Annotated in this window: 30 protein-coding genes; 20 read left to right on the top strand and 10 right to left on the bottom strand. The window is 69.0% G+C overall.

Annotated features, from left to right (window positions below; genetic code table 11):
* Window positions 1-28 precede the first annotated feature (28 nt).
* Window positions 29-1261, bottom strand: coding sequence for an FAD-dependent monooxygenase (locus RWN05_RS01505; RefSeq protein ID WP_314138037.1), 1233 nt, complete (start codon window positions 1259-1261; stop codon window positions 29-31).
* A 92-nt stretch (window positions 1262-1353) separates the two neighbouring features.
* Here RWN05_RS01505 and RWN05_RS01500 point away from each other — a divergent pair, with 92 nt between their 5' ends.
* The 4 genes from RWN05_RS01500 to RWN05_RS01485 all read left to right on the top strand — a co-directional run bounded on the left by RWN05_RS01500 (window position 1354) and on the right by RWN05_RS01485 (window position 4115).
* Window positions 1354-1869, top strand: coding sequence for a MarR family winged helix-turn-helix transcriptional regulator (locus RWN05_RS01500; RefSeq protein WP_314138035.1), 516 nt, complete (start codon window positions 1354-1356; stop codon window positions 1867-1869).
* A 357-nt stretch (window positions 1870-2226) separates the two neighbouring features.
* Window positions 2227-3504, top strand: a complete 1278-nt coding sequence (locus tag RWN05_RS01495) for an alpha/beta fold hydrolase (RefSeq protein ID WP_314138034.1) — start codon at window positions 2227-2229, stop codon at window positions 3502-3504.
* Between the two features lie 26 nt (window positions 3505-3530).
* Window positions 3531-3659, top strand: coding sequence for a hypothetical protein (locus tag RWN05_RS01490; RefSeq protein ID WP_276207405.1), 129 nt, complete (start codon window positions 3531-3533; stop codon window positions 3657-3659).
* Window positions 3660-3758: 99 nt separating this feature from the next.
* Window positions 3759-4115, top strand: a complete 357-nt coding sequence (locus RWN05_RS01485) for a hypothetical protein (protein WP_314138033.1) — start codon at window positions 3759-3761, stop codon at window positions 4113-4115.
* Window positions 4116-4327: 212 nt separating this feature from the next.
* Here the strand turns inward: RWN05_RS01485 and RWN05_RS01480 are convergent, their stop codons facing one another.
* Window positions 4328-4909, bottom strand: a complete 582-nt coding sequence (locus RWN05_RS01480; protein WP_314138031.1) for a helix-turn-helix transcriptional regulator — start codon at window positions 4907-4909, stop codon at window positions 4328-4330.
* A 108-nt stretch (window positions 4910-5017) separates the two neighbouring features.
* On the opposite strand from RWN05_RS01480, the gene RWN05_RS01475 reads away from it, so the two are divergent.
* Window positions 5018-6148 (top strand): epoxide hydrolase, encoded by a 1131-nt coding sequence (locus RWN05_RS01475; protein WP_314138029.1) that lies wholly within the window; start codon window positions 5018-5020, stop codon window positions 6146-6148.
* Between the two features lie 8 nt (window positions 6149-6156).
* Here RWN05_RS01475 and RWN05_RS01470 read toward each other — a convergent pair whose 3' ends face one another.
* Entirely contained in the window at window positions 6157-6603 is a 447-nt protein-coding gene (locus RWN05_RS01470) for a MarR family winged helix-turn-helix transcriptional regulator (RefSeq protein ID WP_071261399.1), read from the bottom strand.
* Window positions 6604-6667: 64 nt separating this feature from the next.
* Between RWN05_RS01470 and RWN05_RS01465 the strand changes: the two genes are divergently transcribed.
* The 5 genes from RWN05_RS01465 (at window position 6668) to RWN05_RS01445 (ending at window position 11597) form a co-directional block, all read left to right on the top strand.
* Window positions 6668-7036 carry a VOC family protein gene (locus RWN05_RS01465; protein WP_079003789.1) on the top strand — a complete coding sequence of 123 codons (369 nt, stop codon included), beginning with the start codon at window positions 6668-6670 and terminating at the stop codon, window positions 7034-7036.
* 161 nt (window positions 7037-7197) lie between these two features.
* A complete protein-coding gene (locus RWN05_RS01460) occupies window positions 7198-8244 on the top strand; it encodes an NAD(P)-dependent alcohol dehydrogenase (RefSeq protein ID WP_314138025.1) in 1047 nt (348 codons plus the stop codon).
* Between the two features lie 191 nt (window positions 8245-8435).
* Complete coding sequence (gene glnT / locus RWN05_RS01455) at window positions 8436-9797, top strand: type III glutamate--ammonia ligase (protein WP_064295821.1); 1362 nt, start codon at window positions 8436-8438, stop codon at window positions 9795-9797.
* A gap of 5 nt (window positions 9798-9802) precedes the next feature.
* Window positions 9803-10801 carry an alpha/beta fold hydrolase gene (locus tag RWN05_RS01450; RefSeq protein WP_314138023.1) on the top strand — a complete coding sequence of 333 codons (999 nt, stop codon included), beginning with the start codon at window positions 9803-9805 and terminating at the stop codon, window positions 10799-10801.
* Window positions 10802-10859: 58 nt separating this feature from the next.
* Window positions 10860-11597, top strand: a complete 738-nt coding sequence (locus tag RWN05_RS01445; RefSeq protein ID WP_314138021.1) for a helix-turn-helix domain-containing protein — start codon at window positions 10860-10862, stop codon at window positions 11595-11597.
* A gap of 73 nt (window positions 11598-11670) precedes the next feature.
* Here the strand turns inward: RWN05_RS01445 and RWN05_RS01440 are convergent, their stop codons facing one another.
* Window positions 11671-11952 (bottom strand): hypothetical protein, encoded by a 282-nt coding sequence (locus tag RWN05_RS01440; RefSeq protein WP_314138020.1) that lies wholly within the window; start codon window positions 11950-11952, stop codon window positions 11671-11673.
* A gap of 2 nt (window positions 11953-11954) precedes the next feature.
* On the bottom strand, window positions 11955-12419 hold the full coding sequence (locus RWN05_RS01435) for a type II toxin-antitoxin system Phd/YefM family antitoxin (RefSeq protein ID WP_064295825.1): 465 nt from the start codon (window positions 12417-12419) through the stop codon (window positions 11955-11957).
* Between the two features lie 163 nt (window positions 12420-12582).
* On the opposite strand from RWN05_RS01435, the gene RWN05_RS01430 reads away from it, so the two are divergent.
* From RWN05_RS01430 to RWN05_RS01405, 6 genes are all read left to right on the top strand, one after another.
* Complete coding sequence (locus tag RWN05_RS01430; protein ID WP_314138018.1) at window positions 12583-13902, top strand: ammonium transporter; 1320 nt, start codon at window positions 12583-12585, stop codon at window positions 13900-13902.
* Between the two features lie 113 nt (window positions 13903-14015).
* Window positions 14016-14696: a VTT domain-containing protein gene (locus RWN05_RS01425; RefSeq protein ID WP_314138017.1), complete on the top strand. Its 681-nt coding sequence runs from the start codon at window positions 14016-14018 to the stop codon at window positions 14694-14696.
* A gap of 5 nt (window positions 14697-14701) precedes the next feature.
* Window positions 14702-15940, top strand: coding sequence for a sensor histidine kinase (locus tag RWN05_RS01420; protein WP_240555633.1), 1239 nt, complete (start codon window positions 14702-14704; stop codon window positions 15938-15940).
* A complete protein-coding gene (locus RWN05_RS01415) occupies window positions 15937-16605 on the top strand; it encodes a response regulator transcription factor (protein WP_064295829.1) in 669 nt (222 codons plus the stop codon). Before RWN05_RS01420 ends, RWN05_RS01415 begins: the two co-directional genes overlap by 4 nt.
* A 118-nt stretch (window positions 16606-16723) precedes the next feature.
* Window positions 16724-18100, top strand: coding sequence for an acyltransferase (locus RWN05_RS01410; RefSeq protein ID WP_314138015.1), 1377 nt, complete (start codon window positions 16724-16726; stop codon window positions 18098-18100).
* A gap of 9 nt (window positions 18101-18109) precedes the next feature.
* Window positions 18110-18331, top strand: a complete 222-nt coding sequence (locus RWN05_RS01405; protein WP_079000769.1) for a hypothetical protein — start codon at window positions 18110-18112, stop codon at window positions 18329-18331.
* Between the two features lie 16 nt (window positions 18332-18347).
* On the opposite strand, the gene RWN05_RS01400 is transcribed toward RWN05_RS01405, so the two are convergent.
* Window positions 18348-18920: a TetR family transcriptional regulator gene (locus RWN05_RS01400; RefSeq protein ID WP_079000770.1), complete on the bottom strand. Its 573-nt coding sequence runs from the start codon at window positions 18918-18920 to the stop codon at window positions 18348-18350.
* 46 nt (window positions 18921-18966) lie between these two features.
* On the opposite strand from RWN05_RS01400, the gene RWN05_RS01395 reads away from it, so the two are divergent.
* Entirely contained in the window at window positions 18967-20013 is a 1047-nt protein-coding gene (locus RWN05_RS01395) for an NAD(P)-dependent alcohol dehydrogenase (RefSeq protein WP_314138014.1), read from the top strand.
* 3 nt (window positions 20014-20016) lie between these two features.
* Here RWN05_RS01395 and RWN05_RS01390 read toward each other — a convergent pair whose 3' ends face one another.
* The 4 genes from RWN05_RS01390 to RWN05_RS01375 all read right to left on the bottom strand — a co-directional run bounded on the left by RWN05_RS01390 (window position 20017) and on the right by RWN05_RS01375 (window position 24561).
* Window positions 20017-21912, bottom strand: coding sequence for an FAD-binding monooxygenase (locus RWN05_RS01390; protein WP_314138012.1), 1896 nt, complete (start codon window positions 21910-21912; stop codon window positions 20017-20019).
* Window positions 21913-22045: 133 nt separating this feature from the next.
* Window positions 22046-22579, bottom strand: coding sequence for a hypothetical protein (locus RWN05_RS01385; protein ID WP_314138011.1), 534 nt, complete (start codon window positions 22577-22579; stop codon window positions 22046-22048).
* Between the two features lies 1 nt (window position 22580).
* On the bottom strand, window positions 22581-23504 hold the full coding sequence (locus RWN05_RS01380; protein WP_314138010.1) for a pentapeptide repeat-containing protein: 924 nt from the start codon (window positions 23502-23504) through the stop codon (window positions 22581-22583).
* Between the two features lie 172 nt (window positions 23505-23676).
* A complete protein-coding gene (locus RWN05_RS01375) occupies window positions 23677-24561 on the bottom strand; it encodes a hypothetical protein (RefSeq protein ID WP_079000780.1) in 885 nt (294 codons plus the stop codon).
* 108 nt (window positions 24562-24669) lie between these two features.
* Between RWN05_RS01375 and RWN05_RS01370 the strand changes: the two genes are divergently transcribed.
* The 3 genes from RWN05_RS01370 to RWN05_RS01360 all read left to right on the top strand — a co-directional run bounded on the left by RWN05_RS01370 (window position 24670) and on the right by RWN05_RS01360 (window position 26574).
* Window positions 24670-25302: a Type 1 glutamine amidotransferase-like domain-containing protein gene (locus RWN05_RS01370; RefSeq protein WP_314138009.1), complete on the top strand. Its 633-nt coding sequence runs from the start codon at window positions 24670-24672 to the stop codon at window positions 25300-25302.
* 181 nt (window positions 25303-25483) lie between these two features.
* Window positions 25484-26035 carry a helix-turn-helix domain-containing protein gene (locus RWN05_RS01365; protein WP_314138008.1) on the top strand — a complete coding sequence of 184 codons (552 nt, stop codon included), beginning with the start codon at window positions 25484-25486 and terminating at the stop codon, window positions 26033-26035.
* The gene (locus RWN05_RS01360) at window positions 26032-26574 is read left to right on the top strand and encodes a hypothetical protein (RefSeq protein WP_314138007.1); all 543 of its coding nucleotides are present in this window, start codon (window positions 26032-26034) and stop codon (window positions 26572-26574) included. Before RWN05_RS01365 ends, RWN05_RS01360 begins: the two co-directional genes overlap by 4 nt.

The raw sequence follows: 26574 nt of genomic DNA, 5'->3' as shown, positions 1-26574 counted from the left end.
CGTCATCGGGGGCCCGCGTTCCGGCCGCTCATCGTTCGGCGATCGCCGGCAACGCCCGGTCGCTGTCGGCGATGCGCGTGAGCTTGGCCGTGAGTGGCCTCAGCAAGGCGGACGTCAGGACACGGTCGGCGACACGTCGCACTGTCAGTCCCAGACGGGTCTGCGGGTAGGCGAAGTTGACGATGCCTTTGGGGATGTTCTGGATCTGGTCGACCAAGGGGCGCATCCACTCGTCGAACGCGGCGAGTGCCGTGTTCAGGTCGCGGCGATCGAGCGGGTCAGTCGGCCCGCCGACCTTCGACAGCGACGCCGCGAGGACGTATCCGCTCGTCACCGCCAGGGAGGCGCCACCGCCGCCCATCGGAGTGACGCACCAGGCGGCGTCTCCGATGACGCAGACGCGACCTCGGTGCCAGCTGGGCATCCGGATCTGCGTCAGCTCGTCGACGTAGACGTCCTCGGACGAGGCGAACCCGTCCAGGACGCGTTCGGACTGCCAGCCTGCGTCCGCGTATCGCTCGCGGAGACGCGCCTGCACGGCGCCCCGCTCGAGGCCGGCCAGATCGTCTCGGCCGGCGTACGCGAGGATTGCGCGAGTCGTGCCGTACGGGTCGGGTCGCAGGTGCACCTGACGGCCGCCGATCGCGTTGTACCAGCGCCATCGGTCGTCGTCGGAAGGGGTGCGCGGGATCGTGCCGAATGCCATCGTCACGCCGAGGTCCCGGGCGTCCACTTCCCCCGGCTTGGAGAAGAGACGGTCGCGAGTGCGCGATCGGACCCCTTCGGCGATGACGAGCAGGTCTGCGTCCAGCACTCGTCCCGTGGTGGTGGTCGCCGTGAGCCGGCCTTGCGCCGTGTCCGCGTCGACACCGTCCAGATGCTCGATGGACTCGCCGAAGCAGAACTCCACTCCGGTCGGCAAGGAGTCGAGGATGGTGCGCGCTAGGTCGCCGCGCAGCACCTCGAGTTCGGCTGTCGCGCCGTCGACCCCGTCGGAGGGCAGCTCTGCGGTGACTTTCCCGTTCCGGTCGACGAGCACTGCTCCCGTCTCGGTGGTGTTGGCGGCCTTCACCGCGTCCATGAGGCCCATACGGTCCAGGACGTCCCGAGCGACACCGCGGACATCCACGTTCTGCCCGCCGTCGCGGAAGGAGGGCGCGCGCTCGACGACGGTCACGGCCCAGCCGGTCCGGTGGAGCCACCAGGCGGCCGAGAGCCCCGCGATGCTGGCCCCCGAGATGATTGCATGCGGTACGGTCATCGCTGATCTCTCTGTCGTGTGTGACCGATCGCTGTTCGACCGGTCGACGTGATTGCTTTACAGTCAAGATACTACACAGTAAAGGTAAATGTATGGATGACATCGACCCCGTGGACGGGGCGTGGGCCGACCGCGAGGTGGCCATGATGCAGGGGTTGCGGGATTGGGCCGTCGCCTTCGACGAGCTCAATCGCCATCTGTCGACGTGGATGCATCTGCCTGTGTCGGATGCGAACGCGCTCGGGCGGATCGTCTGGGCGGAGCAGGCTGGGGAGCCGATGTCACCGGCGCTGTTGTCGCGCCACCTCGGCCTCACGTCGGGGGCCACTTCCGTGCTGATCGACAGGTTGGAGGCCGCCGGGCATGTGACCCGTCATCGTGACACGGTCGATCGGCGCCGGGTCGGTCTGCGTCCGACGGAGGGGGCGCGTCGCGCGAGCGATCGGTTCCTCGCGTTCTCCGGCGCGGAGATCGCGCGCACCCTGCATGAGACCGCGCCTGAGGAGGCGAGAGTCGTCATCGCCTTCCTGACGCGCATGACCTCGGCTGCGACGGCCGCGAACGGCCGCTTGGCGGAGCGCTCGAAAGCTGCCGCTGCATCTGCTTGACCGCAGACCCAGCCCCGCCGCCGCGGTCCAGGCACCCGAGTGCCGGCTCAAGCGGCGGCGGGGTCTGGGCCACACCCGGGCGAGGGAGCCCGGTAGTGACGATGTTACGCGCTTCACCCCGCTCTCCCGACGGAATGCGCGGCTTGTTCGGAAGATGGCTATGAGAGCTCCGATGCATGGTCCCAGCCCCGCCGCGGCGATCCAGACATTCGGGTGCCGGCTCAAGCGGCGGCGGGGTCTGGGCCACGACCGGGGAGGGAAGTCCCGGTGTGGACGATGGTACGCGCCAGGCCGGGCGGTGTCATCAGTCCACTTTCGGTGTAGCGGCCAAGCGATCCGCGGTCTACCGTGTCGATCATGGCGGCGCGACGTGACTCCGGGATCGGCACTGCGTACGACGGCGCACCGGCTGAGCACGTGCCCACGTCCCGTCGTCGGGTGGTCGGACGGATCATCGGCGTCGCCGCGTTGGTGGCGTTCATCGTGGCGGCACCTGCCGTCGCGCGGCTGCTCGACTTCGGCGTCCGCGTGGGGGAGGGGGCGGCGGTCGAGTCCTCGGTGGAGGGCTTCTACGGGTCGGCTACGCCCACACCGGCGTCGACCTCCGCGACGCCGGGGACGATCGTGCGGAGTGAGCCCGTCGTCGGCGCGCCGGACGGTGCCACGGCGCTGCGGGTCGTCTACCACTCGACCGATGTCGACGGCGCCGACATCCTCGTCTCCGGCCTGATCGTCGCACCGAGCGGACCGTCGGCGGCCGGGAGCCGAACGGTCGTGTCCTGGGCGCACCCGACGACCGGCACCGCACCGCACTGTGCGCCGTCGAGCGGTGTCGCGCCGTTCGCGCTCATCGAGGGGCTCACCGACCTCCTCGCGGACGGCAACGTCGTCGTCGCCACCGACTACGCGGGTATGGGGATCCCCGGCCCGGCGTCGTTCCTCATCGGCGCGACCGAGGCGGCGAACGTCCTCGACATCGCCCGTGCCGCGCAGCACGTCGAGGGCATCGACGCGAGCGACCGCGTCGTGCTGTGGGGGCACTCGCAGGGTGGACACGCCGCCCTGTTCGCGGCGCAGCGTGCCGCCACCTATGCGCCGGACCTCGACGTGCGGGGCGTCGCGGTCGCGGCTCCGGCGAGCGACCTGGCGGCGCTCCTCGAGGACGACATCCGCGACGTCTCCGGTGTCACGATCGGGACTTACGCCTTCAACGCCTACGCCGAGGCCTATGCAGACCGACTCCCTGCGGAGCCGCTCAGCACCATCCTCTCTCCGGCCGGAGTGGCGGCCGTGCCCGCTATGGCGAAGCTGTGTCTCCTCGGCGAGAACCAGCAGCTGCACGACATCGCCGACCCGATGATCGGCTCGTTCCTGACCGAGGACCCGGCGACGGCCCCCGTGTGGAGTGACCTCCTGCGGGAGAACACGCCGACCGAGCGGATCACCGTGCCGCTGTTCGTCGCGCAGGGATCGAAGGACACGCTCATCCGGCCTGCCGTGACCGCCGCCTACGTCGCTGCGCAGAAACAGGCCGGCGCCTCGGTGACCTCACGCGTCTACCCCGACGCCGATCACGCCACTGTCGCCCTCACGGCCCTCGCCGACCTCCGGGTCTGGATGCGCACACTGGGTTGAAGCGCAGCGGCTGCCAGACTGGACGCATGGTCGACACGTTCTTGCGTCTGTGGGACGCCGACGACGCGCAGTCCCTCCAAGTCGCCTCCGTCGAGAACGTCGACCTGGCTCCGCAATTCGGCGGCACGCCACCGGGTGGCTGTCCTACTGGCTGATCACGAGCGCGCGGCGGCGGTTTCGCGACGCGAGCGGTCAGGACGGTCGCCGATCACGCATTCCGCGAGGGGCTGTTCCGCTTGGAACTGGGTCATCGGGTGAACAACCCTGCGTCCTGCGGGGTCGCGATACGGGCCGGCTTCCTTCCTGAGGGCATCGAACGGCAGAAGCTCGCGTACGGCGCCGATCGTTTCGATGTCGAGCTGCACGCCCGCCTGGCGACGGACCCGGTGCCTGACGGCGATCTGCTTCTTCCGATTCGTGAGGAGGTCCGGTCTGGCGGCGTCGATCTGCCTGCCGCACGTGTTGCCGCGGTCATGAGCTTCATCGCGACGAGCACCTTCGGATCTGCAAGAGCGACGACGAAGCCTTCAGCGTGTGCTCTGACGACTCCTCGGCCGTCGGGGATGAACGGCCTCGCATTCGAGTTCAACCATGTCGGCGAAAGCGAATAACGCTCCGCCAGCCTCGCTGCTTCTTCCCGTACTTCAGTGTCCGGCCAGAAGACCGCGTCGACATCGGTCGTCACACGTATGTCGTGATCGTCCGGGTACTGCATAGCCAGTGCCGCCCCTCCGACCACGTACATACGTCCGCTCGGTCAAAGCGCCCTCGAGCTCCCGCATCAGCTGGCGGATGAAACCTGGATCCAACTGCTGTTCATGGCTCACGCGCGGCTCAGGCTCTGTTCGTCGATGAAGATGTTGAGGCGCCGCAAGTGCTCCGGCGAGCGGGTGCGCGCACGCTCCCGCAGGCTGTCGAACTGGGAGACGAACCATGGCTCGGGCAGCGGCGTCGGCTCGGGCCATCGTGAAGTGAGCGCATCAGGCAGTGCTCGACCGTAATGGGCTCTGAACAGGGTGTCCCATCCGGTGTCCGGGAGTTCCTGTGGAGGCCTGCCGAACAGCGGGTCAGCCGCAAGGCCGGGCTCGACCGTGACCTTCTGCACCGCTTGCGTCAGCAGACGGAGGGCAAACGTGCGATCTCCCTCGATGAGTGCGTCGCTCATGGCCTTCGAGACGCCGGCGGGCGAGAACCGAGCGGCGGGTGATGACGAGTCGACCGCATTGATGACGATGTCCTTGCCCAGGGCGCGCAGTGCCCGCTCGAGCGACGCGAGCTTGATCGTCGCGTCCTCCTCAGACCTCAGGAGCTGTGAGATCGCCCCAGGGGTGACGTGCAGGCGCCGAGCCAGTTCGGCCCCGCTCGTCCCCGCAGCGCTCATCGTGTCCCGAATCAGCGTACTCACCGACTCCCCTATCGTTAGCTATAGCTAAATCCTATCAGGGCATGCTGATCAATCGCCTGCGCTGCGAATGGTTCTCCCCTGTCGGACCTCTGCTCTAGCGTCGAGCGCATGCGTTCGTTCCGGATCCAGGTGCCCGATGCCGACCTCGAGGACCTGCGGCGGCGACTCGACACGGTTCGCCTCCCCGCCGCGATCGGTGATGCGGCCGAGGAGAGCGCGCTCTCGCTCGACCGGTTGCGGGCACTCGTCGCCCACTGGCGGGACGGCTTCGACTGGCGGCGCGTCGAACGCGAGCTCCAGGAGGTGCCGCAGTTCGAGGTGGAGGTCGACGGGCAGCGGCTGCATGTCGCGCGGCTACCGGCGTCGGGCGGCGTCACGGTGACGGTCCCGGTGATCGCGTTCCACGGTTGGCCGTACTCCTTCGTCGAGATGCTGCCGCTGGCGAGGGAACTCGCAGGACGCACGGTCGACCTCGGAGGCGGCCGGACACTCGGCTTCGAGGTCGTCGTCCCCTCCCTGCCCGGGTACGGGTTCTCGGCGCCGCTCTTGGACCGGCCGTTCACCGGTCCGGTGGTCGCCGAACTGATGCACGCGCTCATGACCGAGGTGTTGGGGCACGTGAGCTACCTCACCTACGGCGAGGACGTCGGGTCGACGACGAGCGACTGGCTCGCGGCGCTGTATCCCGAATCGGTGATCGGCCAGTTCGCGACCCACGCCGCCTTCCCGGCGGCGTCCCGAGCCCGCGACCTCACCGCCGAGGAGCAGGGCTGGCTCGATCGACACGACCAGGAGTGGGCTCGCGGTCTCGCCTACGCCCGGGTGCAGGCCACCAGGCCCGAGATCCTCGCGACGGCCCTGAACGACTCACCGGTGGGCCTCGCCGCATGGATCGCGGAGAAGCTCCTCGCGTGGGCGGGCGACGGCACCTGGTGGACCGACGACGAGCTGCTGACCACGGTCTCGCTGTACTGGTTCACGCAGAGCATCGGATCATCGTTCCGGCCGTATCGCGACCACCCGAAGCAGCCCGAACTCCCGCTGATCGAGGTGCCCGTGGCCGTCGCCGTGCAGACGGGCGAACGCGGACTCCCGCGCTCCTACGCGGCGCGGGCGTACAGCGACATCCGGAGCTGGACGGAACTGGATCGCGGGGCGCACTTCACGGCCTGGCAGGTGCCGGTCGCTGTGGCGGACCGGATCCAGGCCTTCGTCGAGACGCTTCCCGTCACCGACTGATCGGCTCCTCAGTCCTCGTCGTCGCGAAGTGATCGGATCATGCTGCGCAGGACGACGAGCGCCTCCCGCTGCTGATCGGGGGTCATGCCACTCAGCATCCGGACTTCGACCGATCGCACGGCGGCGGACGCCTGCGCGAGCTGCTCGCGGCCGAGCGGGGTGAGTCGCGTCGGTAGCGCCTTGCCGACGGGGGCCTGTTCGGGGCGGCTGACGAAGCCGTCGCGCTCGAGGGCCTGCAAGAGGACGTTCATCGACTGGCGGGTCACGAAGGCCCCGCGGGCGAGCTCGGAGTTCGACAGCCCAGGTCGCTGGGCGAGGAGTTCGAGGCAGGAGTAGTGCGTGATCGTCATGCCGAGTGGCCGCAAGACCGCCTCCATCGCCGAGCGGAGCGCGCTCGCCGCCTCCTTCAGGAGGTAGCCGAGCGACGTGTCCAGTTCGATCCGATCTTGACCCATGTCAGTATTCTGACATAGAGTGATGCGTGTCAGATAACTGACACAATACGATTGGATGCACATCATGCCCGTCACCGGACCGGACTTCATCTCCCTCCAGGTCGCCGACCTCGACGCCTCGCAGGCCTTCTACGAGCAGTACCTCGGCCTCGTCCGCTCGCAGGCCGGCCCGCCGCACGCGGTCGTCTTCGAGACGACGCCGACCGCCTTCGCCCTGCGCGACATCGTCCCCGGAACCGATCTCGCCTCCGCGCCCCAGCCTGGGATCGGCGCGGCGATCTGGCTGCACGCCACGGACGTCCAGGAGATCCACGACGCCCTCGTCGCCGACGGGCACACGATCGTCTCGGCGCCGATCGACGGCCCGTTCGGTCGCACCTTCACCTTCGCCGACCCGGACGGCTACCAGCTGACCCTCCACGACCGCGCCTGAGCTCGCTCGGGGGCCTGCCGTCGGCTCGTCATTCGGCGCTGTCAACGGGGTGCCGGCCGACGGATCGAGGCGCATACTGGAACGGTCAGACTTATCTGACACACGTCGCTTAGTGAGCGACTGCGGCGTGCGGTTCCGACGCTCGAGGAGGATGTCTCACCATGAAGGCACTGCGGTACACGAAGATCGGCTCGGCCCCCGAGGTCGTCGAGATCGAGAAGCCGACACCGGGGCCGGGTGAGATCCTGCTGAAGGTCACCGCCGCCGGTGTCTGCCACTCCGACGACTACGTCATGAGCCTCCCCGAGGAGGACTACCTCGCGCAGCAGTACCCGCTGTCGCTCACGCTCGGACACGAGGGTGCCGGTGTCATCGAGTCGTTCGGTGAGGGTGTCGAGACGGGCCTGCAGATCGGTGACGCGGTCGCCGTCTACGGGCCGTGGGGCTGCGGCCACTGCCTGAACTGTTCGCAGGGCAAGGAGAACTACTGCACGAACGCCGTCGCCGAGGGGATCCGTCCTCCCGGGCTCGGCAGCCAGGGCTCGATGGCCGAGTACATGATCGTCGACGCTGTGCGTCACCTGGTGCCGATCGGCGACCTCGACCCCGTGAAGAACGTGTCACTCACCGACGCGGGCCTCACGCCGTACCACGCGATCAAGCGCAGCCTGCCGAAGCTCGGTGCCGGCACTTTCGCCGTCGTCATCGGATCCGGTGGCCTCGGTCACGTCGGCATCCAGATGCTCAAGGCGCTCTCCGGTGCGACGGTCATCGTCCTCGACGTGAGCGACGAGAAGCTCGAGCTGGCCAAGCACGTCGGTGCCGACGTCACGCTCATCAGCGACGAGTCGGCCGCGGGCAAGATCCGCGAGCTGACCGGCGGCGTCGGGGTCGACGCCGTGTTCGACTTCGTCGGTGCCAACCCGACGATCGCCACGGCCACCGCGGTCGCCGCCATGGAGGCCGACGTGACGATCGTGGGCATCGGCGGCGGTTCGGCGACCGTCGGCTTCGGGTCGATCGCCTACGACGCCGCCGTGCGCGTGCCGTACTGGGGTTCGCGGAGCGAGCTCATCGAAGTCTTCGAGCTCGCGAAGGCGGGCAAGGTCGACGTCGAGGCGCAGCCGTACTCGCTCGCCGACGCCCCGAAGGCCTACGAGGACCTGCACGCGGGAACGATCCGCGGGCGTGCGGTCATCGTCCCGTAATCACGACGCTCGGAACCGGCGTCCGTCGCACTCGCGGCGGGCGCCGGTTCTGTGTTCCAGTGCACCTCGGCACAGCGTTCACACCCTCGAAACACTTTCGACACTGCATCGAAACTCCATCCGCGCATACTTTCAATACAGTATCGAAATGAGTCGCGGCGAGGGCAGCGACGCTACCGGAGGAGCATCCCATGACCGTCGTCGAGACCGTTACCACCGTGGAGTCCGTCCGCGCCCGCCTGCAGGAGGCCGGCGTCAAGTACGCGATGGCGAGCTTCGTGGACATGCACGGCAGCATCAAGACCAAGTTCGTCCCGCTGTCCCACCTCGAGCGCATGGCCGGGGGATCGGAGCTCTTCACGGGGGCTGCGCTCGACGGCCTCCCGCAGGCGATCAGTGACGAGGAGCTCTCCGCCCGTCCCGACCTCGACAGCGCCGTGCAGTTGCCGTGGCGGAAGGACGTCGCCTTCTTCGCGAGCGACCTCTACACGAAGGGCGAGCCGTTCGAGGCGGCGTCGCGCAACATCCTCAAGCGCCAGCTCGATGCCGCGGCCGAGATGGGCTTCACCTTCAACCTCGGGATCGAGACCGAGTTCTTCGTCCTCAAGGACACCCCGGAGGGTGTGACCGAGGTCAGCGACCGCGACGACCTCGCGAAGCCCTGCTACACGGCGACCGCCGCGCTCGACAACCTCGATTGGCTCACTGAGCTGGTCGAGGCGATGACCGAGATGGGCTGGGGTGTGTACTCGTTCGACCACGAGGACGCCCCGGGGCAGTTCGAGATCGACTTCAACTACTCCGACGCGCTCACCATGGCCGACCGCGCCGTCTTCTTCCGGCTCATGGCCAACGAGATCGTCCGCAAGCACGGTTACTTCGCGACCTTCATGCCGAAGCCCTTCGCCGACCGAAGCGGGTCGGGTGCGCACTTCAACATGTCGCTCGCCGACATCGAGACCGGCGAGAACCTGTTCGAGACCGACGACGACCCACGTGGTTGCGGCATCTCGGAGCTCGGCTACAAGTTCATCGCCGGTGTCCTCAAGCACGCGCCCGCGCTCTCGGCGGTCATCGCGCCGACGGTCAACAGCTACAAGCGGCTCGTGCGTCAGGGGAGCATGTCGGGCTCCACCTGGGCTCCGGTCTTCGTGAGCTACGGCAACAACAACCGGACCAACATGCTGCGCGTGCCGCTCCAGGGTGGGCGGGTGGAGTGCCGGGCCGCGGACATCAGCTGCAACCCGTACCTCGGGGCGGCGCTCATCCTCGCCGCGGGCCTCGAGGGCATCCGTGAGGACCTCGACCCGGGAGCGCCGCACACCGAGAACATGTACGACTACACCGAGGCGCAGGTCGCGCAGCTCGGCATCGGCATGCTGCCGCGCAGCCTCGGTGAGGCGGTCGACGAATTCGCCACCGACTCGCTGTCGCGTGCCGTGTTCGGCGAGGCGATGTACGACGCGTTCATCGACTACAAGCGCCAGGAGTGGAACGAGTACCAGGCGCACGTGTCGGACTGGGAGACCGCCCGCTACCTGAAGTTCTTCTGATCCCGATGCACCAGGTCCTCGACCTCGGGAGGTTCGCGCTGGAGTCCGGCGCGGACCTCCCGGAGGCGCGACTCGCGTACACGACGCAGGGCGCGCTGAACGCCGACGGTGACAACGCCGTCCTGCTCCCGAGCTACTACACCGGGACGCACGCGAGCTACGAGCCGTGGATCGGGCCGGGCCGCGCGCTCGACCCGGCCCGCTGGTTCATCGTCTCGGTCAACCTGTTCGGCAACGGCGTCTCGACGTCGCCGTCGAACGCGGCTGAGGAGGTGCGCGGTCCGGCGTTCCCCGAGGTCTCGATCGGCGATGACGTCCGTGCGCAACGGCAGCTCGCCGAACACCTCGGTGTCCGCCGCTGGCGGCTGATCGCCGGCTGGTCGATGGGCGCGCTGCAGTCGTACGAGTGGGCGGTGCGGTACCCGGAGCTCGTTGAGGCATTCCTCCCTGTCGCCGGTGCCGCGCGGTGTTCGCCCCACAACGCCGTCTTCCTGGCGGGTGTCGAGGCGGCGCTCCGGGCGGATCCGGTCTTCGACGGCGGCCGCTACACGACACCGCCACGGGCCGGACTCCGCGCATTCGGGACGGTCTATGCGGGGTGGGCCTACTCGCAGGCGTTCTTCCGGGATGGCACCTACCGCGAGCTCGGGTACACCGACGTCGCAGACCTCCTCGAGGACTGGGCGGCCGACCACGAGCGGTGGGACGCGAACGACCTGCTCGCGATGCTGCGCACCTGGCAGCGGGCGGATCCCGGGCAGGGGGTCGAGGGCGGGTTGGCTGCGGCGCTCGGGCGAGTGCGCGCGCGGAGCATCGTCATGCCGTCGTCGACCGACCTCTACTTCACCGTCGAGGACAACGTCCTGGAGTCGGCGATGATGCGTCGGAGCGAGGTGCGGGTGATCGAGTCCGACCTCGGACACGTGGCTGGGCGGCCTGGCGTGCGTGCCGCCGAGACGGCCGTGATCGAGGCGGCCATGCGGGAGCTGCTGGCCGAGGGCTGAGGCGCTGTGCCCGCCCGTAGGATTGGCGGAGGTGTCCGCGAGCAGGGAGTGGTGATCGATGGCCGGCCGCACAGGAGCATCGCCCGGTCGTCCCCGCGCCAGCGGGGTCGCCGCTGAGGATCCTCGTGAGGAGATCATCCAGGTCGCGACCAGGCTGTTCGCGGAGCGCGGGTACGAGCGCACGAGCATGACGATGCTGGCCGAGGCGTGCGGGATGAAGCAGTCCTCGCTCTACTACTGGTTCGCGAACAAGCGCGAGGTGCTGCGGGCGACCGCCGCCTCGAACCGCCAGTCGGTCGGCGCCGCGGAGGCCCTCGGTCCGATCGAGGCCGACGTCCCCGCGAAGCTCTACCGCGTCCTCTACGAGGACGGTGTCGCGATCTGCGAGGCGCCCTTCGACTACAACGAGATCGAGCGGCTCGCGGCGGAGCATCCCGACGACCTCGCGTCGTTCTGGGACGACTACCGCACGCTGTTCACGTTCATCGCCGGACTCATCCGAGACGGCGTCGAGCAGGGGGCCCTCGTCCTCGGCGGCAGCGAGACCCCGGAGTGGGCTGCGGCCGCCGCGCTCCACGCCAACGAGGGCATGCAGAAGGCCTTCCGCTATGGCTCCGGCGACATCGCCGCCCAGTACCCGCCGGTCGAGGCCGCCGAGGGTGCGAGCGAGGCGGACCGCATCAGGGCCTTCGCGCGGCGCACCGCCTCCGCCACCCTCCACAGCCTGTTGGTCGACCGCGCAGCGCTCGCCGACGTCGAGCGGGCTGCGCTCCACCTCGACCTCGCCGGGGAGTGAGCCGCTACTTCGTCTCGTTCGGGTGGCTCGTGTGCACCTGCTCCAGATAGACGGTGCATCCGTCAACGTAGTATCAGATACGCGCCGTCCCCTTCGCGGTCGGCTTGTGCTGCCAGCGTTCGTGCGTCTGCCCAGCTCGGGTGATGACGCCGAGATCGCCCATGAGTCGGTAATTCGTGAGCGTGGTGTCCAACGGTGTCGAGGTGAGGAAGTCCCAGGTGTCGGCCATGGAGTTCCGAATGGTGGCGACGAGGTCTTGCCACCCGCGGCTGGCCTCGGCGGTCGCGAAGCGTATCTCGTACTGGATCTTCTTCGGCGGGCGCGGAACCAGCGCTCCTCTCTTGGATGCCGCCACGGTCAGGGGCGCTCCACCGGCCCGACCTCGTCGGTCTCGAGCCACACGAGATCGACCGCGCCGAGGCCCGCAGCCAAGGCCGTGGCCGTCTCCTTCCAGGAGGTCAGCCGGGTGATCGCCAGGTGCGGCTGATCGGTCGCGATCGACGCGCGGGCTGCGTCGACCAGGTCTTGCGCGCACGTAGCCCGGTCCGCGTTCGAGAGCGCGAGCATCCAGGGGAACGCCCGGGACATCCGCTCAGCGAGTGTGCCGGTGTCGTCGAGGGTCACGGTGATGAGCTGTGCAGCGAAGTCCAGGAGGTGCGCGCGGGCTTCGGCCTCACGCTGTGACATGAGGACCAGTGGCTCGCCGTCACGTCGGGTCACCGTGACTGGGTGATCGTCGGCCTCGGCGAAGACCTCGGCCGAGTGCTTGCTCAGATCGGAAGAACGGCGGCTGAGTGTCGGGAGGTAGGTCGAAGCGCTCATCCACTCATGGTATTCGGAATGTGTTCGGAAGTCTATGGAGACGCGACGTAACGAACACGAAACGGATTCGATACTGCATTGAAACCGACCGTCACGACAATTAGATGACCTATTGAAAATGCGGTCGTCCGTTTCGGATCCCGCGCGAACCCTGGAGGTCCGGATGGACACGGCTGCAATCGCGGGCAACACGGCATGGCTCCTGACGGCGGTGGTGGCCGTGGCGCTCATGCTGCCCGGCCTGGCGATGTTCTATGGCGGCATGGTCAGTCGTCGCATCACCATGAACATGATGATGATGATCTTCGCGTCGTTCTGTCTCGTCGGGATCCTCTGGGTCGCGTTCGGCTACTCGATGGTCTTCGGCGACAGCCTCGGCGGCCTCGGGCTCGTCGGCGACCCCACCGAGTACCCGGGCCTCGGTCAGTTGCTCGTCGCCCCTGAGGGGAGCGCGCTGCCGCCGCTGGCGCTCGCCGCACTCCACCTGATGTTCGCCGGTCTCACGATCGGCATCGTCGCCGGAGCGGCCGCCGGGCGGATCAAGTTCAGCGCGTGGATGGTCTTCGCCGGTGTCTGGTCGACGCTCGTCTACTTCCCGGTCGCGCACTGGGTCTTCGCCTTCGACTCCGCTGACGGCAGCGTGCAGGGCGGGTGGCTGGCCAACACGATCGGCTCGATCGACTACGCCGGCAGCACCGCGATCCACGTCAACTCCGGGGTCGCCGCGCTCGCCCTCGCCATCGTCCTGGGCAAGCGGAACGGCTTCCCGTCGCAGCCCAAGGCGCACAGCCTCCCGCTCACACTCCTCGGCGCCGGCCTGCTCTTCGTCGGCTGGATCGGCTTCGACGGCAGCGCCCTCGGTGCCGCCGACAACAACGCCGCCGTCGCCGTGTTCAACACCGTCGCCGCGACCTGCGCGGGCGTCATCGTCTGGCTCGTCGTCGAGAAGCTGCGCGACGGTCACCCCACCACCCTCGGTGCCTGCTCGGGCGCGATCGCCGCACTCGTCGCCATCACGCCCTCCTGCGGTGCGGTCACCCCGCTCGGCTCCCTCGCGATCGGTGCCGCCGCGGCGGTCGTCTGCTACTTCGCGGTCAGTCTCAAGGTCCGCCTCGGCTTCGACGACGCCCTCGACGTCACCGCGCTGCACTTCGTCGGCGGTGTCGTCGGCGGCCTCCTCATCGGTGTCCTCGCCGTGCCGCTCGCGCCGAGCGGTGGAGAGGGGCTCCTCGCGGGCGGTGGCTTCCTGCTCCTGGGCAAGCAGGCGCTCGCGATCGTCGCCGTCTTCGTCTACACCTTCTCCATCACCTGGGTGCTCGCGAAGGTGCTCGACAAGACGATGGGCATCCGTGTCCCGGCCGAGACGGAGGCGCAGGGCCTCGACGTCGTCCTCCACGCCGAGAACGCCTACGAGATCAGCACGCACGAGGCGCTCGCCCCGCGTGGGCACGCCGAACCGACGGTCCCGGCCGTCGTCGACTAGGACCGGCACCGAGGGGGAACGGCACTGACGGCGCCGCAGAACACCACCGGGGTAGGGGGTCCGCGATACCCCAGGGTGATGCTGCGGCGCCGTCCGCTTCGTAGCGTCGGAGCATGGACGTCATCAACCAGCTCATCCTCAACGCAGTGACCTCACCGTGGCTGTACGTGGTGATGTTCGCGACCGCCGTCATAGACGGGTTCTTCCCGCCGATCCCGAGCGAGACGGTGCTCGTCGCCGCGGCGGCCGTCGCGGTCTCGACCGGCGGATCGAACCTCCTGCTCCTCTGCGCCGTCGCGGCCGTGGGCGCGGCGATCGGCGACAACATCGCCTACCTCATCGGCCGCGGGGTCGGCACGACGCGCTTCGCGTGGATGCGGCGTGCCCGGATCGCGGCGGCTTTCGATCGGGCAGGGCGGACGCTCGGGCGTCGAGGCGCCCCGCTGATCCTCGGCGCGCGGTACATCCCGGTCGGCCGCGTCGTCGTCAACATGTCCGCCGGTGCCCTCCGATACCCGTGGCGACGGTTCCTGCCGCTCAGTGTCATCGGGGGAGTGACCTGGGCCGCCTACAGCGCGATCATCGGCGTCGTCGCCGGCAAGCTCTTCGAGGACCAGCCGTTCCTCAGTTCCGTGCTCGGTGTGGGCGTCGCGCTCGTCCTCGGTCTGGTCGTCGACCGGGTCGCAGCCGTCCGTCGTCGTCGCCGCGAGCGGTCCGAGGCGGCCAGCGACGGGACGCCAGCGCGGTCGGACACCGAGGAACACCCGCCGGCCCTGGCGCTGATGGGACAATGACCCTCATGGATCGGACGGCGCGCGGCACCTCCCGCCGCACCGTCGGACGCTTCGTCCTCGCGGGCGTCGGCGTCGTCCTGCTGAGCGTCCTCGTTCCGATCCAGAGCCTCCTCTACGGCACCGTGCTCCCGGCGTCGTTCCTCCTCGGAGCCGCGGTCTGCGGCGCGCCGCTCCTGTCCGTCGTGCTCCCGCGCGTCGCGATCGTGCTGTTCTCCGCTGCTGCCTTCGTGCTCCCGCTGGTCGCTTCGCCCGACCACGACCCGGTCTGGCCGTGGCCGTGGTCGGTGCCCGCGCTCATCGCCTTCGCCGTGTTCGTCGGCGTCGTCACCTTCCTCCACGGCTGGCTGCTGGGACTCATCCCGTTGCTCGTCGGCATCGCGGGCTCGCTCGTCGCGGCACTCCTCGTCCCGTCCGCCGCCGACGCGACCGCCATGGCCGCGGACCTCATCGTCGCGTCCTCCGTCGCGGGGGTGGCGTACCTCGTGGCTCTGCTCATCTCCGGGCGGGTGCGGTTGGGTGAGGAGCTGACTCGTGAGCGCGAGACCTCCGCCGCCGAGCAGTCCCGGCGCGTGCTCGTCGAGGAGCGCACCCGCATCGCCCGCGAGCTCCACGACGTGGTCGCGCACAGCATGTCCGTGATCCAGGTGCAGGCCTCGACGGCGAAGTACCGCGTGCCCGGCCTCGCCGAGGACGCCGCAGCGGAGTTCGACGACATCGCCGCCACCGCTCGGGGCTCGCTCGTCGAGATGCGGCGTCTGCTCGGCGTCCTGCGCACCGAGGACCAGGTCGCGGAACTCGCTCCGCAACAGGGCTTGGACGACCTCCCGGCGCTCGCCGACGGGCTGCGTCGCGTCGGCGCCGACATCACCCTCTCGATGGACCGCGGCGACGAGGGCGCCCTGCCCGCCCCGCCGACCGTGCAGATCGCGGCGTTCCGCATCGTGCAGGAGGCGATGAGCAACGCCGTCCGACACGCACCGGGCGCGCCCATCGTCGTCGACGTCCGGGTCGACGCGACCGCAGTGCAGCTGCGCATCCACAACGGCCCTGCGCAGAGCCCCGGGGAGCACGGCGCCGGACACGGCCTCCGCGGCATGCTCGAACGCGCCGCCCTCCTCGACGGCACTCTCGACGCCGGCCCCGACGGTGTCGGCGGTTGGCTCGTGACGGCCGTGCTGCCCACCGGGGAACCGACCTCGATGCCATCCCGCCCCCGACCCAGCTCGACGAAGGAACGCCAGTGACCATCGACGTCCTCATCGCCGACGACCAGGCCATGGTCCGAGCCGGGTTCGCCGCGCTCCTCGACGCCCACGACGGGATCCGGGTGACAGGGCAGGCCGCGAACGGTGCCGAAGCGGTCACGCTGTCGGCGCGACTCGACCCCGACGTCATCCTCATGGATGTCCGCATGCCCGAGCTCGACGGCATCGAGGCGGCGAAGCGCATCCTCGGCCCGGGCTACCCGGCGGCGAAGGTGCCTCGCATCATCATGCTCACCACCTTCGACATCGACGACTACGTCTACGATGCGCTGCAGGCCGGGGCGAGCGGCTTCCTCCTCAAGGACGCGCTGCCCGAGGACCTCGTGCACGCCGTCCGGGTGGTGGCGGCCGGCGACGCACTGCTGGCACCCAGCGTCACCCGGCGGATGATCGCCCAGTTCGCCGCGCAGAAGCCCCGTGCCTCGCATGGTGCCGCGCGGCTGGCGGAGCTCACCGAGCGCGAGCGCGAGGTGCTCGTCCTCATCGGCCAGGGGCGGTCGAACAGCGAGATCGCCGCGACCCTGTTCATCGCGGAGCAGACCGTGAAGACCCACGTCGGCAAAGTGCTCGCCAAGGTCGGCGCGCGCGACCGCGTGCAGGCCGTGATCTTCGCCTACGACACCGGACTCGTCGCCCCGTCCTGACCCGGACGCCGCGCGTCGACACCTCACCCCTGGGTACGGGGCGCGACGACACCGCCGGGTGATGTGCCCTCGGGTACCGCGTTCGTAACCTCCTCGGACACCACCGAGGAGGACCGACATGGCCATCACCCACGCAGTACGGATCGACGCCGGAACGGATCGCGCCAGACCGGTCCGCACCGGGCTCGATCGCACCCGGGGCGAACGCGACCGCGGCATCGACCTCGTGCGTGCCTGCTGCATCGTCGGGGTCGTCGTCCTGCACGCGATGATGGTCGGCGTGACGGTGACCGCCACCGGTCCCGTGTTCGAGAACGCGAGTGACGGCACCGCCTGGATCGCCCCGCTCAGTTGGGCTCTGCAGGTCATGCCGCTCTTCTTCGTCATCGGCGGATTCGCCGGCCTGCTCGCGTACCGACGCCACCGGTCACACGGTGCGCCGGCCTCGGCGTTCGTCGCCACGCGACTCCATCGCCTGCTGCTCCCCGCGGTCGTCACCATCGGCTGCGTGGGAGTAGCCCTCGCGATGCTGACCCTGGCCGGTGTCCCCGCCGACCTCGTCGCCATGGCCGGCTTCCGGTTCGGCCAGCCACTCTGGTTCCTCGGCGTCTTCCTGCTCTGCCAGGCACTGCTGCCTGCGCTCGCCGCCGCCCACGAGCGCGCACCGCTCCGGTCGATCGCGTCGCTCACCTCTGCGGCCGTGCTGGTCGACGTCCTGCGTGCGGCCACTGGTGTCGACGCCCTCGGATTCATCAACCTCGTCCTCGTCTGGACCGCGCTCCAGCAACTCGGATTCTTCCTGGCGGACGGCTCGATCGGTGCGCTCAGCCGACGTGTCCGATCGCTCGCCGGTGTCGGGGCGGTCGTCGTCCTCGTCGTCACCTGGTGGACCGGCGTCTACTCCAGTGACCTCATCGCGAACATCAACCCGCCCACCGCGGCGCTCCTTCTCGTCGGCGTCGCCCACACGGCACTGCTGTCGCTCGTCCGCGAGCGACTCACTCGGCTGAGCGCGCATCGCCGGGTCGCGTTCGTCACCGACTTCGTCACCCGTCGCGCCATGACGATCTACCTCTGGCACATGCCGGTGCTCCTCACCATGGCCGGTGCGTCCGCCGTGTTCGCGCTGACGACCGGCGTCGCCCTCCCCGCGCCGGACAGCCTCGGGTGGTGGCTCGGGCGACCCCTCTGGCTGGGGGCGGCACTGACACTGACCGCGCTGGTCGCGACGGTGTTCGCCCGCATTGAGGCGGTACCGACGCCGATGGCGACGCACTCGCGCGGCCGGATCACGGTCGCCGTCCTCCTCGGGCTGGCTGCTGTGGTGCTCCTCCTCGTGGCCGGCACCTCGGTGACCAGCGCGACGCTCGCCGTACTGTCGATCCTCGCCGCGCTGCGCGTATCGCGGTCGTCCTCGCGATCGGAGCGACCGACGATCCGTCTGCTGCGCTCCGATGCGACAGGTGCAGAGGTCGTCGGAGCGTCCGGCGCATAGGGTGGGCCCATGGAGTTCTGGACCGTGGCGCTCGTCATCGGTGTCGCATTCGTGGTGCTGTCCGTGCTCGCGCTCGTGCTGAACCATCTTCGGCAGCGACGTGACGCCCGTCGCCGACAGGAACAGTACGGCGACGCGGCTGCGCGGCACGCCGGCGGACGTCGGTCGCAGCGCGATCGCGTCTCGAAGCCGGGCGCGACGAACCATCAGCAGACGCCCGACAGCTGGTGACGGCGGCGCCGTCGCTTCACTGACCGCAGAGGCCGGCGCGGATCGTCGCGGCCAGCGCCGAGCGCCGACGGTCGTGGACATCGGGTGCGTCTGTGGACGTGGCGACGACCGTCATGGACGCCTGCGCCCATGTCGCCGCGGTCGAGATGAGCAGCGCCCAGACGTCGGCGGCGTCGAGGTCGGCGCGGATCGATCCCGCTCGCTGCTCGGCCTCGATGTCCCGGAGGTGGCGGAGGTCATGGTCCTCGAGGCCGCTGTAGAGGTATCCGGTGCTCTCGCGCTCGAGCCGCTTCCACATGACGAGGCGGGCGAGCGCGGGATCGGCGAGGTAGTCGTCGTACAGTCGCGCCGCGTACTCGGGGAGCTCGGCCGCCGTGAACGGCACGCGATCGCCGTTGGCGATGACATGCGCGTCGAAGACGGCGTCGAACAGTCGGTCCTTGGCGCCGTAATAGGCGTAGATCATCGGCTTGCTCATGCCTGAGCGCTGGGCGATTCGATCCACCCGTGCACCGGCGATGCCGTGGGTGGCGAACTCCTCGGTCGCGGCGTCGAGGATGCGTTGACGAGTCTGTTCTGCGGTGTTCATCGCTCGAGTGTATCGATGCTACCAACTAGTAGGTAGTATCGACGGCATGCGCACAATCGCCCTCATGTCCACCGCCGCCCCTCGATCGCTCCAGCAGACCGTCATCAAACGTCGCGAGCTCCGACCGGACGACGTCGATGTCCGCGTCACGCACTGCGGTGTCTGTCACAGCGACCTGCACGCGCTCGCGTCCGCGGGTCCGGAGGCGGGACTCGTGCCCGGTCATGAGTTCGTCGGCGAAGTCGTCGCCGTCGGTTCGGACGTGACGTCCTTCGCGCACGGCGACGCCGTCGCTGTCGGCAACATCGTGGACTCGTGCGGAACCTGCACGATGTGTCTGCGCGACCAGGAGAACTTCTGCGTGGAGTTCCCGACGCTCACGTACGCCGGCCGTGACCGCGTCGACGGCAGTACGACGCTCGGCGGGTACTCCGGGCGCTACGTCGTGCGCGACAGCTTCGTCTACCACCGCCCGACCTCCCTCGACCCGGCCGGCGTCGCACCCCTGATGTGCGCCGGCATCACCGTCTGGGAGCCACTCCGCACCAACGACGTCGGGGAGGGGACGCGACTCGGCGTCGTCGGCCTCGGCGGCCTCGGACACCTCGCCGTCCGGCTCGGTCATGCGCTCGGTGCCGAAGTCACCGTCTTCACCACGTCAGAGGGCAAGGCGACCGACGCGCTGCGGCTCGGGGCGTCCCGAGTGGTGGTCTCGACCGATGCCGACGCCATGGCTGCGGCAGCTGGCAGCCTCGACCTCGTCATCGACACGGTCTCGGTGGAGCACGATCTCGCGCCGTACCTCCATGTCCTCGACCTCGACGGGACGCTCTGCTCGCTCGGCTACCTCGGCCCGATCGACATCGAGACCATGGACCTGCTCCTCGGCCGGAAGCGTCTGACGTCGGCCGGGAGCGGTGGTCGCCGGTGGACGCAGGACCTCCTCGACTTCTGCGGCACCCACGGCGTGACGGCGGACGTCGAGGTGGTCCCGGCAGCCGACGTGGACGTCGCGCTCGATCGCCTGGCCCGCAACGACGTCCGGTACCGTTTCGTGCTGGACCTCGCCGACATCGACGCCGCGCTCGCCTGACGATCAGGAGTGCGTCGTCTGCCGTCCCATCACGCCGTCGAAGAACGCCGCGAGCTCCGCGGTGGCCGTGAGCGGGAGCACATGGGCGACGTACTGGTCCGGCCGCACGACGACGACGGCACCCGCTCGGTCGACGCCGCGCTCGGCGAAGATGTCGACGTCGGGATGGCGGGCGTAGACCTTCTCGTAGTCGACGAGGTCGAAGGGGCCGACGCGCGGCAGGAACACCTGCGGAACGGTGCCGAGGTCGATGTCGGTGTGGCGCTGCTGGTAGACGATCTTCACATCGAACCAGTCGTCGGCCCGCACGCCGTCGGGCACCGCGCGGAGCGGTGACTCCGGTGCGTCCTGCAGCCAGACGGCGAGCTCCGCCGATCGGCCAGACGCTGGCGAGGCGGCATCCGCGAAGACGTAGATCCGCCAGCGTCCGTCGGCCGTCGCGTGGTGTCCGAGATGGATGTGGTTCGCGTCCGCGACACGTGAGGTGAGGGCGGACTTGAACCGCTTGCCGATCGGGAAGCCGCTCGCGTGGTGCTGGTGGGTCGCCTCGCCGACGATCGCCGACGGGCTGTACTCCGTCATGAAGCCGGCCGGGAACTCCGCCGTCCGCACGTAGAAGTCGGCGAGCTCGGAGGGGTCCTCGAACTCCTCCGGCCGCTTGGCCATGAGGCTCGACCACTCGCGGTCGAAGTCGATGAGCTCCCGGGCCACGACCTGACGCTCGGCCGAATACGTCGCCAGCAGGCTCTCCGGGCTCCGACCCTCGAGCACGTGGCCGAGCTTCCACGCCAGGTTGAAGCCGTCCTGCATCGACACGTTCATCCCCTGCCCGGCCTTCGCGCTGTGGGTGTGGCAGGCGTCGCCGGTGATGAAGACACGCGGTGTGCGCGAGCCGAGTTCGTCGATCGGGACGTCGTCGAAGCGATCCGTCAGGCGATGGCCGACCTCGTAGACGCTGTGCCAGGCGACGTGTTTCACGTCGAGCCGGTAGGGGCTCAGGATGGTGTTCGCGTGGTCGATGATCTGCTCGATCGAGGTCGACCGCACGGCTTCGCTTCCGCCGGACGGCACCTCGCCGAGATCGACGTACATGCGGAACAGGTGCCCGCCTTCGCGGGGGATGAGCAGGATGCTGCCGCCGGAACCCGACTGGATGGCGCACTTCGTCCGGATGTCGGGGAAATCGGTGACGGCGAGGGCGTCCATGACGCCCCACGCGTGGTTCGCCTGGTCACCGGCCAAGGTGCACCCGATCGCCTGGCGGACGGCACTCCGGGCGCCGTCGGCTCCGATGACGTACTTCGCGCGGACGGTCCTGGTCGCGCCGGAGGACTCGTCGCTCGTGTCCAGCAGCGTGACCGCGACGGGGTGCTCCGCATCGTCGTCGATCTCGAGTCGCTGGAACGCCCACCCGTAGTCGGGGCGCATCCGGGTCGGGGCGTTCGCCATGTACTCGGCGAAGTAGTCGAGCACGCGGGCCTGGTTCACGATGAGGTGCGGGTACTCGCTGACGCCGGTGGTGTCGTCGAGTGGTCGGGCGCCGCGGACGATCCGACCCGGGTCCTCGGCGTCGGGCTGCCAGAACGCCATCTCGGTGATGCGATAGGCCTCGGCGGTGATGCGCTCGGCGAAGCCGAAGGCGTCGAAGGTCTCGACGCTACGGGCTTGGATGCCGTCCGCCTGACCGATCGCGAGGCGTCCCGGTCGGCGCTCGACGATACGCGTGGTGATGGAGGGGAATCGGGACAGTTGCGCGGCCGCGATCATGCCCGCCGGCCCGCTGCCCACGATGAGGACGTCGACCTCGTCCGGAAGCTCGTCGGGTCGATCGACCCCGACACCCGCTGCGGGCAGGACCCGCGGATCACCGGAGACGTAGCCGTGGTGGTGGAACTGCATCGATTCCTCACTTCATCGTCAAGAATTCGATAATGGAACAGGCTGTTCGCTTATCGCACGGCAGACACTACCCTGCACCGGCGCACGGTGGAAGACCGTTCGCCGGTGCAGGTGCAGCTCGAGTCGCGGGAGCTCAGTCCTTCGTCGTCCAGGTGCCGAGGTCCTTGACCTCGATGACCGTGGGCAGGGCGTCCTTGTCGCCGAGGAAGGCTTGGCAGGCGACGAGCGGGGCGTCGGGGGACACCCCGGCCGTCGCGTTGCCGTCCGGGGTGCAGTCGAACTGGCCCAGGACCTTGATGGGCTGGTAGCTGCCCGTGCCGCTGAGCTTCCACTCGTCCGTCGTCGGCACCGGGAGGGCGGATCGGTCGGCGTCCTTGATGTCGCCGTCCGTCAGCGTGACCGAATAGGTGACGAAGTACGGAGTCTTCCCCTCATCCGACGGGCTCGACTGGACACCCATGTCGGCGAGGTCGCTGAGCTTCCCCTCCCGGACGTCGTCGATGGCGAACGACATCTCGACGCCGGTCCCGACCTCGACCGCCACGCCCGTGCCGAGCGCCAGGGCGTCGTCGGGTGCCTGCTGCGGACTCGAGCAGCCCGTCAGGGCGATCCCGACGGTTGCGGAGACGAGTGCGGCGAGTGCGAGGGTGCGGTTCTTCCGGATCATGTCATCGACGGTATCGGGGATGGGTGCTCGAGGCCCACGGGGACAACTCCCCATCCGTCGGGAAGGCGGGCAAGGGGCCAGTCCAGTGACCCGGTCGGTCGAGGGTGGTGGGGAGCAGAGCCACTTCGTCACCTCGGGCCGCGTTGAGCTGCATCTGGGTGAGGAACAGGGCGTCCGAGAGGTCGGCCCCGTCGAGTCGTGCACCGCGGAGATCGGCACCGAGCAGGTCCACGCCCGCCAGGTCCGCTCCGCGGAGGTCTGCGCCGATCAGGACCGCACCGCGCAGGTCGGCTCCGCACAGTCGACGAGCGCGCAGGTCGCGGCCGGCGAGGTCCGCCGAGGAGCGGAGGTCGTCGTCCGGTGCGGTGTAGGCCAGGTACCCTCCCCGCGCCTCCTCGCTGACGTCGATCAGCAGGTGCCGGACCTCGGCGCGGAGGGAATCGACGTCGCAGGCGAGCACCTCGGAGGTGCCACCGTCGAGCGTCCGCTGGATCCCGGTACGGAGCCGGCTGATGTGCGCCATCAGGTCTGACGCGGTCGTCCGCTCGGCGGCTCCGACGAGGTACCAGCGCATCTCCTGCAGCTGGCGCACCACGGAGAACGTGGCGAACATCTCGGCGCTCGTGTCGGGGCGTTCCCGCCAGCTCGTGCCGCCGAAGAGCTCCTGCGAGACGAGTTGGCCCGCGCCGAAGCAGTCGAAGACGGTGCACCCGCGGAATCCTCTCGGACGCAGGGATTCGTGGATGGTGCAGGAGAAGTCGTCCGCCAGATTGAGGCAGGGCGTTTCCGCTGGTTTGTCGATCGGGAAGTCGGTCGATCGTTGGAACCCGAAGGCGGTGCAGCAGAGCGCGAAGCAGTCAGCGCAGTTCGCGCGAAGCGCCGAGCGGCCGTCGGAGTGGGTGGAAGAAGCGTCGATGGACGTCATGCGTGGGTGTTCTTTCCGGAGTGGTTTCGAGTGGAGGCCGGGGTGCAGGGGAACTCCGCAGGGAGCTCCCGTTCCGGGCGCACGAAATCGCCGCCCCTCGTGGGAGGAGCGAACGGGTGTCGCTGAAAGGCCTCTGGGTCACAGAGCGGAAGAACGGTTCACTGCTCTCAGGCTACCCCGCCCGGTTGTGCACGTGCCAGGCTGCGACGCAGTCCTGCATCGGCAGGCCGACGGCGAGGTAGACGGTGCGATCGTGCGCGGACCGGGCGATCCGCTCACCCCGGAGCACCAGGCTGATCGGCGTGGTCGGTCGCTGCAGGATCGGCTCGACGAGCGCTGGGTCGTCGGCGTAGCGGGTCGCACCCGCCAGGGTCTCCTCGGGAAGCTCGCGTTTGCCGGGTTCGTCCATGCCGAGCACCGTGATGTGCTCGCAGGCCGCGAGCGCCGCGGCTTCGGCGACCGGCCGGCGTCCCCAGGTCGCGGTCATCGCCGAGGTAGCCGTCGTCAACGCCTGCTCGACCGTCGCCGTGACCGTCGAGCCCTCGCCCAGCTCGGCCCGCAGTGACTCGGCTCGGGCGGCATCCGGGTCGTGGATCCGGAATCCGACCGAGGGGCGTCGACGCTGCAGGGCTCGCGCGAAGGTCGCCCCTTGGACGCCGGCTCCGATGATCGCCACCGGTCCCGGTGTCGCGGCTGCGGTCAGGTGGTCGTGGACGTACGCGGCACTGAGCGCGGTTCGTTGTGCCGTGAGCCAGCCGCTGTCCATGATCGACAACAGGGCGCCGTCGGGCAGGCGGTGGAGCAGGATGGTCCCGTGCACGGCCTCGCGTGCGGTCGGGTTCTTCGCATGGACCTTCACCGTGTAGGCCGGGATGCCCTCGTGGCGACCGGGCACGAGGACCATGGCCGTGAGGTTGTCGTTGATCGGGACGCGGATGCGTTGCGGCGCACCCTCGCCCGTGTACGAGCGGAGTGCTGCACCGAGTTCCTCGGTGAGCTGCTCGACGTCCACGGCGGCGCGGACCTGTTCCCGGTCCAGGACCTGCGGTGATGTCATACGTCCACTCCAGCACAGCCACGGGAGCCGGTCCAATCCCGCGCATTCGCGGTGATGGTGGTACAGGCCCGGAGCGGCCGTGTCGGCGGTATCTTCTAGCGTGTCTCCGTGAAGATCCTCCTGCTGTCCCGCCAACCGGGCGCCATGGCGCCGTTCCTCGCCGAGTCGACCGATGCGGCGGGTCGTCGGCTGCGACTCGGGTACGTCGACGACGCGCAGGTGGCGTTCGCCGAGGCTCCTTTCGTCCGCGCCGAGCGCGAGTCGGTGGAGGCCCTCGGCCACGAGGTCGTCCGGGTCACCGTCCGCGAGACCGCGCCTGCCGACCTCGACCGCACGCTGGCGGACCTGGACGCGGTCTACGTCGCGAGTGGAAGCACCTTCGCCCTGCTCGAGGCGTTGCGGAGCTCCGGGAACGACACGGTGATCACGAGGCACGTGCGGGCGGGCCTGCCGTACATCGGTGCCAGCGCCGGATCGATCATCGCCGGACCGGACGCCACCCCAGCCTCGCTCCTGGACGACCCTGCCGACGGCCCGACACTCACCGGCCTCGCCGGGCTCGCGCTGATCGACCGAACGGTGATCCCGCACGCCGACGGCCAGTTGCCGCCGTACCCGCCGGAGCTCATCAGCCGGACGCTGGAGCAGTACGCCGACGACTACCCGCTGGTCCCGCTCCGCGACGATCAGGCCCTGCTGATCGACGGCGCGACGGCGACGGTGATCCCGTCGAGTCCGTGAGGGTATCGCGCGGCGTCGGATCGGGATGCTCGATCGGGTTGTCTTGAGAACTCAAGCATTCTAAAATGACGTGGTGGAGCACACCTGGGACATTCGACTCTGGCCCGATGTCGAGAAGCAGATCCTTGCTTGAGCCGAGCTCGATCCTGATCTCTGCGACCAGATCACCGCCCGTATCGACATGCTGTCCGAATATGGCCCGTCGCTGGGACGTCCCATCGTGGATCGGATCACAGGCAGCACGATCCACAAGATGGAGGAGCTTCGCGCGGATTCGGTTCGGATCCTCTTCGTGTTCGATCCGAAGAGTCGTGGGATTCTCTTGGTGATGGGCGCGGCGACTGGAGAGGCTGGTATCCGCCGGCGATCAAGACCGCAGAACAGCGATTTCGTGAATGGCAGAAGGGTGATGACGATGAGTGAGAAGCCAGTGAGTTGGGGGAGCGCGCGCGCGAAGTTGGGCCGAGATCCGGAGCGCGTCGCAGCCGCTCGCCACGCCGCCGAGGCAGAAGTGCTCGCTTATCAACTGGTCACGCTGCGGAAGGAAGCTGATCTGACGCAGACGGAGCTCAGTAAGACGATGGGCGTATCGCAGCGTCGCGTGTCGGCCATCGAACACGGGCAGCTTGAGTCGTTCGAACTCGACACCATCAGGAAGTACGTCGCCGCGTTGGGCGGTCAGGTCCGGGTTGTCGCCGACTTCGGGGATCGCAGCGTCACCCTTGCGAGTTGACCTTCTCGCAGGCCGGTGATCGCATCGAGCAGATGAGTAAGCGTCCATTGGTGCTCTCGGGCGGTCCTGCGGTCGGGAAGTCGACCTGCGGCAGGCGCCTGGCCGACGAGCGTGAACGAGCGGCGTTCATCGATGCCGACGACGTTCGACAGCTGATCGTCGCCGGTGACGCGACGCTCTGGAGCGGTCCTGAGGGGCGAGCACAGCACCTGCTCGCGGTCCGGAACGCCGCGGCGCGCGCTCGCAATCTGGGTGACGCCGGCTTCGACGTGGTCATCGCGGATGTCGTGCCGGCCGACGCGCTCGCGGCCTATCGTTCCGAACTCCCCGACTGCCTCGTGGTCCAGCTCGCACTCCCGGTGGAGGAGGCGCGAGCACGTGCCGCGACGCGCCCCGCGTATCTGACTGACGCCGAGTTCGATCTGCTGCACGACCTGCTCGCGTCGCCGCCGGAGGTCGACGTCGTCCTGGACGTCTCCGGCTTCACGATCGACCGACAGCTCGAGGCGATCCGCGGCGTGTGGTCGGTGTCCCGCTGA

The organism is uncultured Plantibacter sp. (assembly GCF_963518075.1).
Taxonomy (GTDB): Bacteria; Actinomycetota; Actinomycetes; order Actinomycetales; family Microbacteriaceae; genus Plantibacter; species Plantibacter flavus_A.
The sequence above is the reverse complement of the archived record's forward strand: the minus strand, read 5'-3'. Positions and strand labels throughout refer to the sequence as shown.

What these genes read in the sequence shown, in the direction of transcription:
- RWN05_RS01410 (WP_314138015.1), top strand. Translation starts at nt 16,724, where the DNA reads ATGGCCATCACCCACGCAGTACGGATCGACGCCGGAACGGATCGCGCC.
- RWN05_RS01505 (WP_314138037.1), bottom strand. Translation starts at nt 1,261, where the DNA reads ATGACCGTACCGCATGCAATCATCTCGGGGGCCAGCATCGCGGGGCTC.
- RWN05_RS01490 (WP_276207405.1), top strand. Translation starts at nt 3,531, where the DNA reads ATGGTCGACACGTTCTTGCGTCTGTGGGACGCCGACGACGCGCAGTCC.
- RWN05_RS01380 (WP_314138010.1), bottom strand. Translation starts at nt 23,504, where the DNA reads ATGACGTCCATCGACGCTTCTTCCACCCACTCCGACGGCCGCTCGGCG.
- RWN05_RS01395 (WP_314138014.1), top strand. Translation starts at nt 18,967, where the DNA reads ATGCGCACAATCGCCCTCATGTCCACCGCCGCCCCTCGATCGCTCCAG.
- RWN05_RS01430 (WP_314138018.1), top strand. Translation starts at nt 12,583, where the DNA reads ATGGACACGGCTGCAATCGCGGGCAACACGGCATGGCTCCTGACGGCG.
- RWN05_RS01445 (WP_314138021.1), top strand. Translation starts at nt 10,860, where the DNA reads ATGGCCGGCCGCACAGGAGCATCGCCCGGTCGTCCCCGCGCCAGCGGG.
- RWN05_RS01450 (WP_314138023.1), top strand. Translation starts at nt 9,803, where the DNA reads ATGCACCAGGTCCTCGACCTCGGGAGGTTCGCGCTGGAGTCCGGCGCG.
- RWN05_RS01495 (WP_314138034.1), top strand. Translation starts at nt 2,227, where the DNA reads ATGGCGGCGCGACGTGACTCCGGGATCGGCACTGCGTACGACGGCGCA.
- RWN05_RS01405 (WP_079000769.1), top strand. Translation starts at nt 18,110, where the DNA reads ATGGAGTTCTGGACCGTGGCGCTCGTCATCGGTGTCGCATTCGTGGTG.
- RWN05_RS01375 (WP_079000780.1), bottom strand. Translation starts at nt 24,561, where the DNA reads ATGACATCACCGCAGGTCCTGGACCGGGAACAGGTCCGCGCCGCCGTG.
- RWN05_RS01465 (WP_079003789.1), top strand. Translation starts at nt 6,668, where the DNA reads ATGCCCGTCACCGGACCGGACTTCATCTCCCTCCAGGTCGCCGACCTC.
- RWN05_RS01420 (WP_240555633.1), top strand. Translation starts at nt 14,702, where the DNA reads ATGGATCGGACGGCGCGCGGCACCTCCCGCCGCACCGTCGGACGCTTC.
- glnT (WP_064295821.1), top strand. Translation starts at nt 8,436, where the DNA reads ATGACCGTCGTCGAGACCGTTACCACCGTGGAGTCCGTCCGCGCCCGC.
- RWN05_RS01435 (WP_064295825.1), bottom strand. Translation starts at nt 12,419, where the DNA reads ATGAGCGCTTCGACCTACCTCCCGACACTCAGCCGCCGTTCTTCCGAT.
- RWN05_RS01500 (WP_314138035.1), top strand. Translation starts at nt 1,354, where the DNA reads ATGGATGACATCGACCCCGTGGACGGGGCGTGGGCCGACCGCGAGGTG.
- RWN05_RS01400 (WP_079000770.1), bottom strand. Translation starts at nt 18,920, where the DNA reads ATGAACACCGCAGAACAGACTCGTCAACGCATCCTCGACGCCGCGACC.
- RWN05_RS01460 (WP_314138025.1), top strand. Translation starts at nt 7,198, where the DNA reads ATGAAGGCACTGCGGTACACGAAGATCGGCTCGGCCCCCGAGGTCGTC.
- RWN05_RS01390 (WP_314138012.1), bottom strand. Translation starts at nt 21,912, where the DNA reads ATGCAGTTCCACCACCACGGCTACGTCTCCGGTGATCCGCGGGTCCTG.
- RWN05_RS01365 (WP_314138008.1), top strand. Translation starts at nt 25,484, where the DNA reads ATGCTGTCCGAATATGGCCCGTCGCTGGGACGTCCCATCGTGGATCGG.
- RWN05_RS01385 (WP_314138011.1), bottom strand. Translation starts at nt 22,579, where the DNA reads ATGATCCGGAAGAACCGCACCCTCGCACTCGCCGCACTCGTCTCCGCA.
- RWN05_RS01470 (WP_071261399.1), bottom strand. Translation starts at nt 6,603, where the DNA reads ATGGGTCAAGATCGGATCGAACTGGACACGTCGCTCGGCTACCTCCTG.
- RWN05_RS01475 (WP_314138029.1), top strand. Translation starts at nt 5,018, where the DNA reads ATGCGTTCGTTCCGGATCCAGGTGCCCGATGCCGACCTCGAGGACCTG.
- RWN05_RS01425 (WP_314138017.1), top strand. Translation starts at nt 14,016, where the DNA reads ATGGACGTCATCAACCAGCTCATCCTCAACGCAGTGACCTCACCGTGG.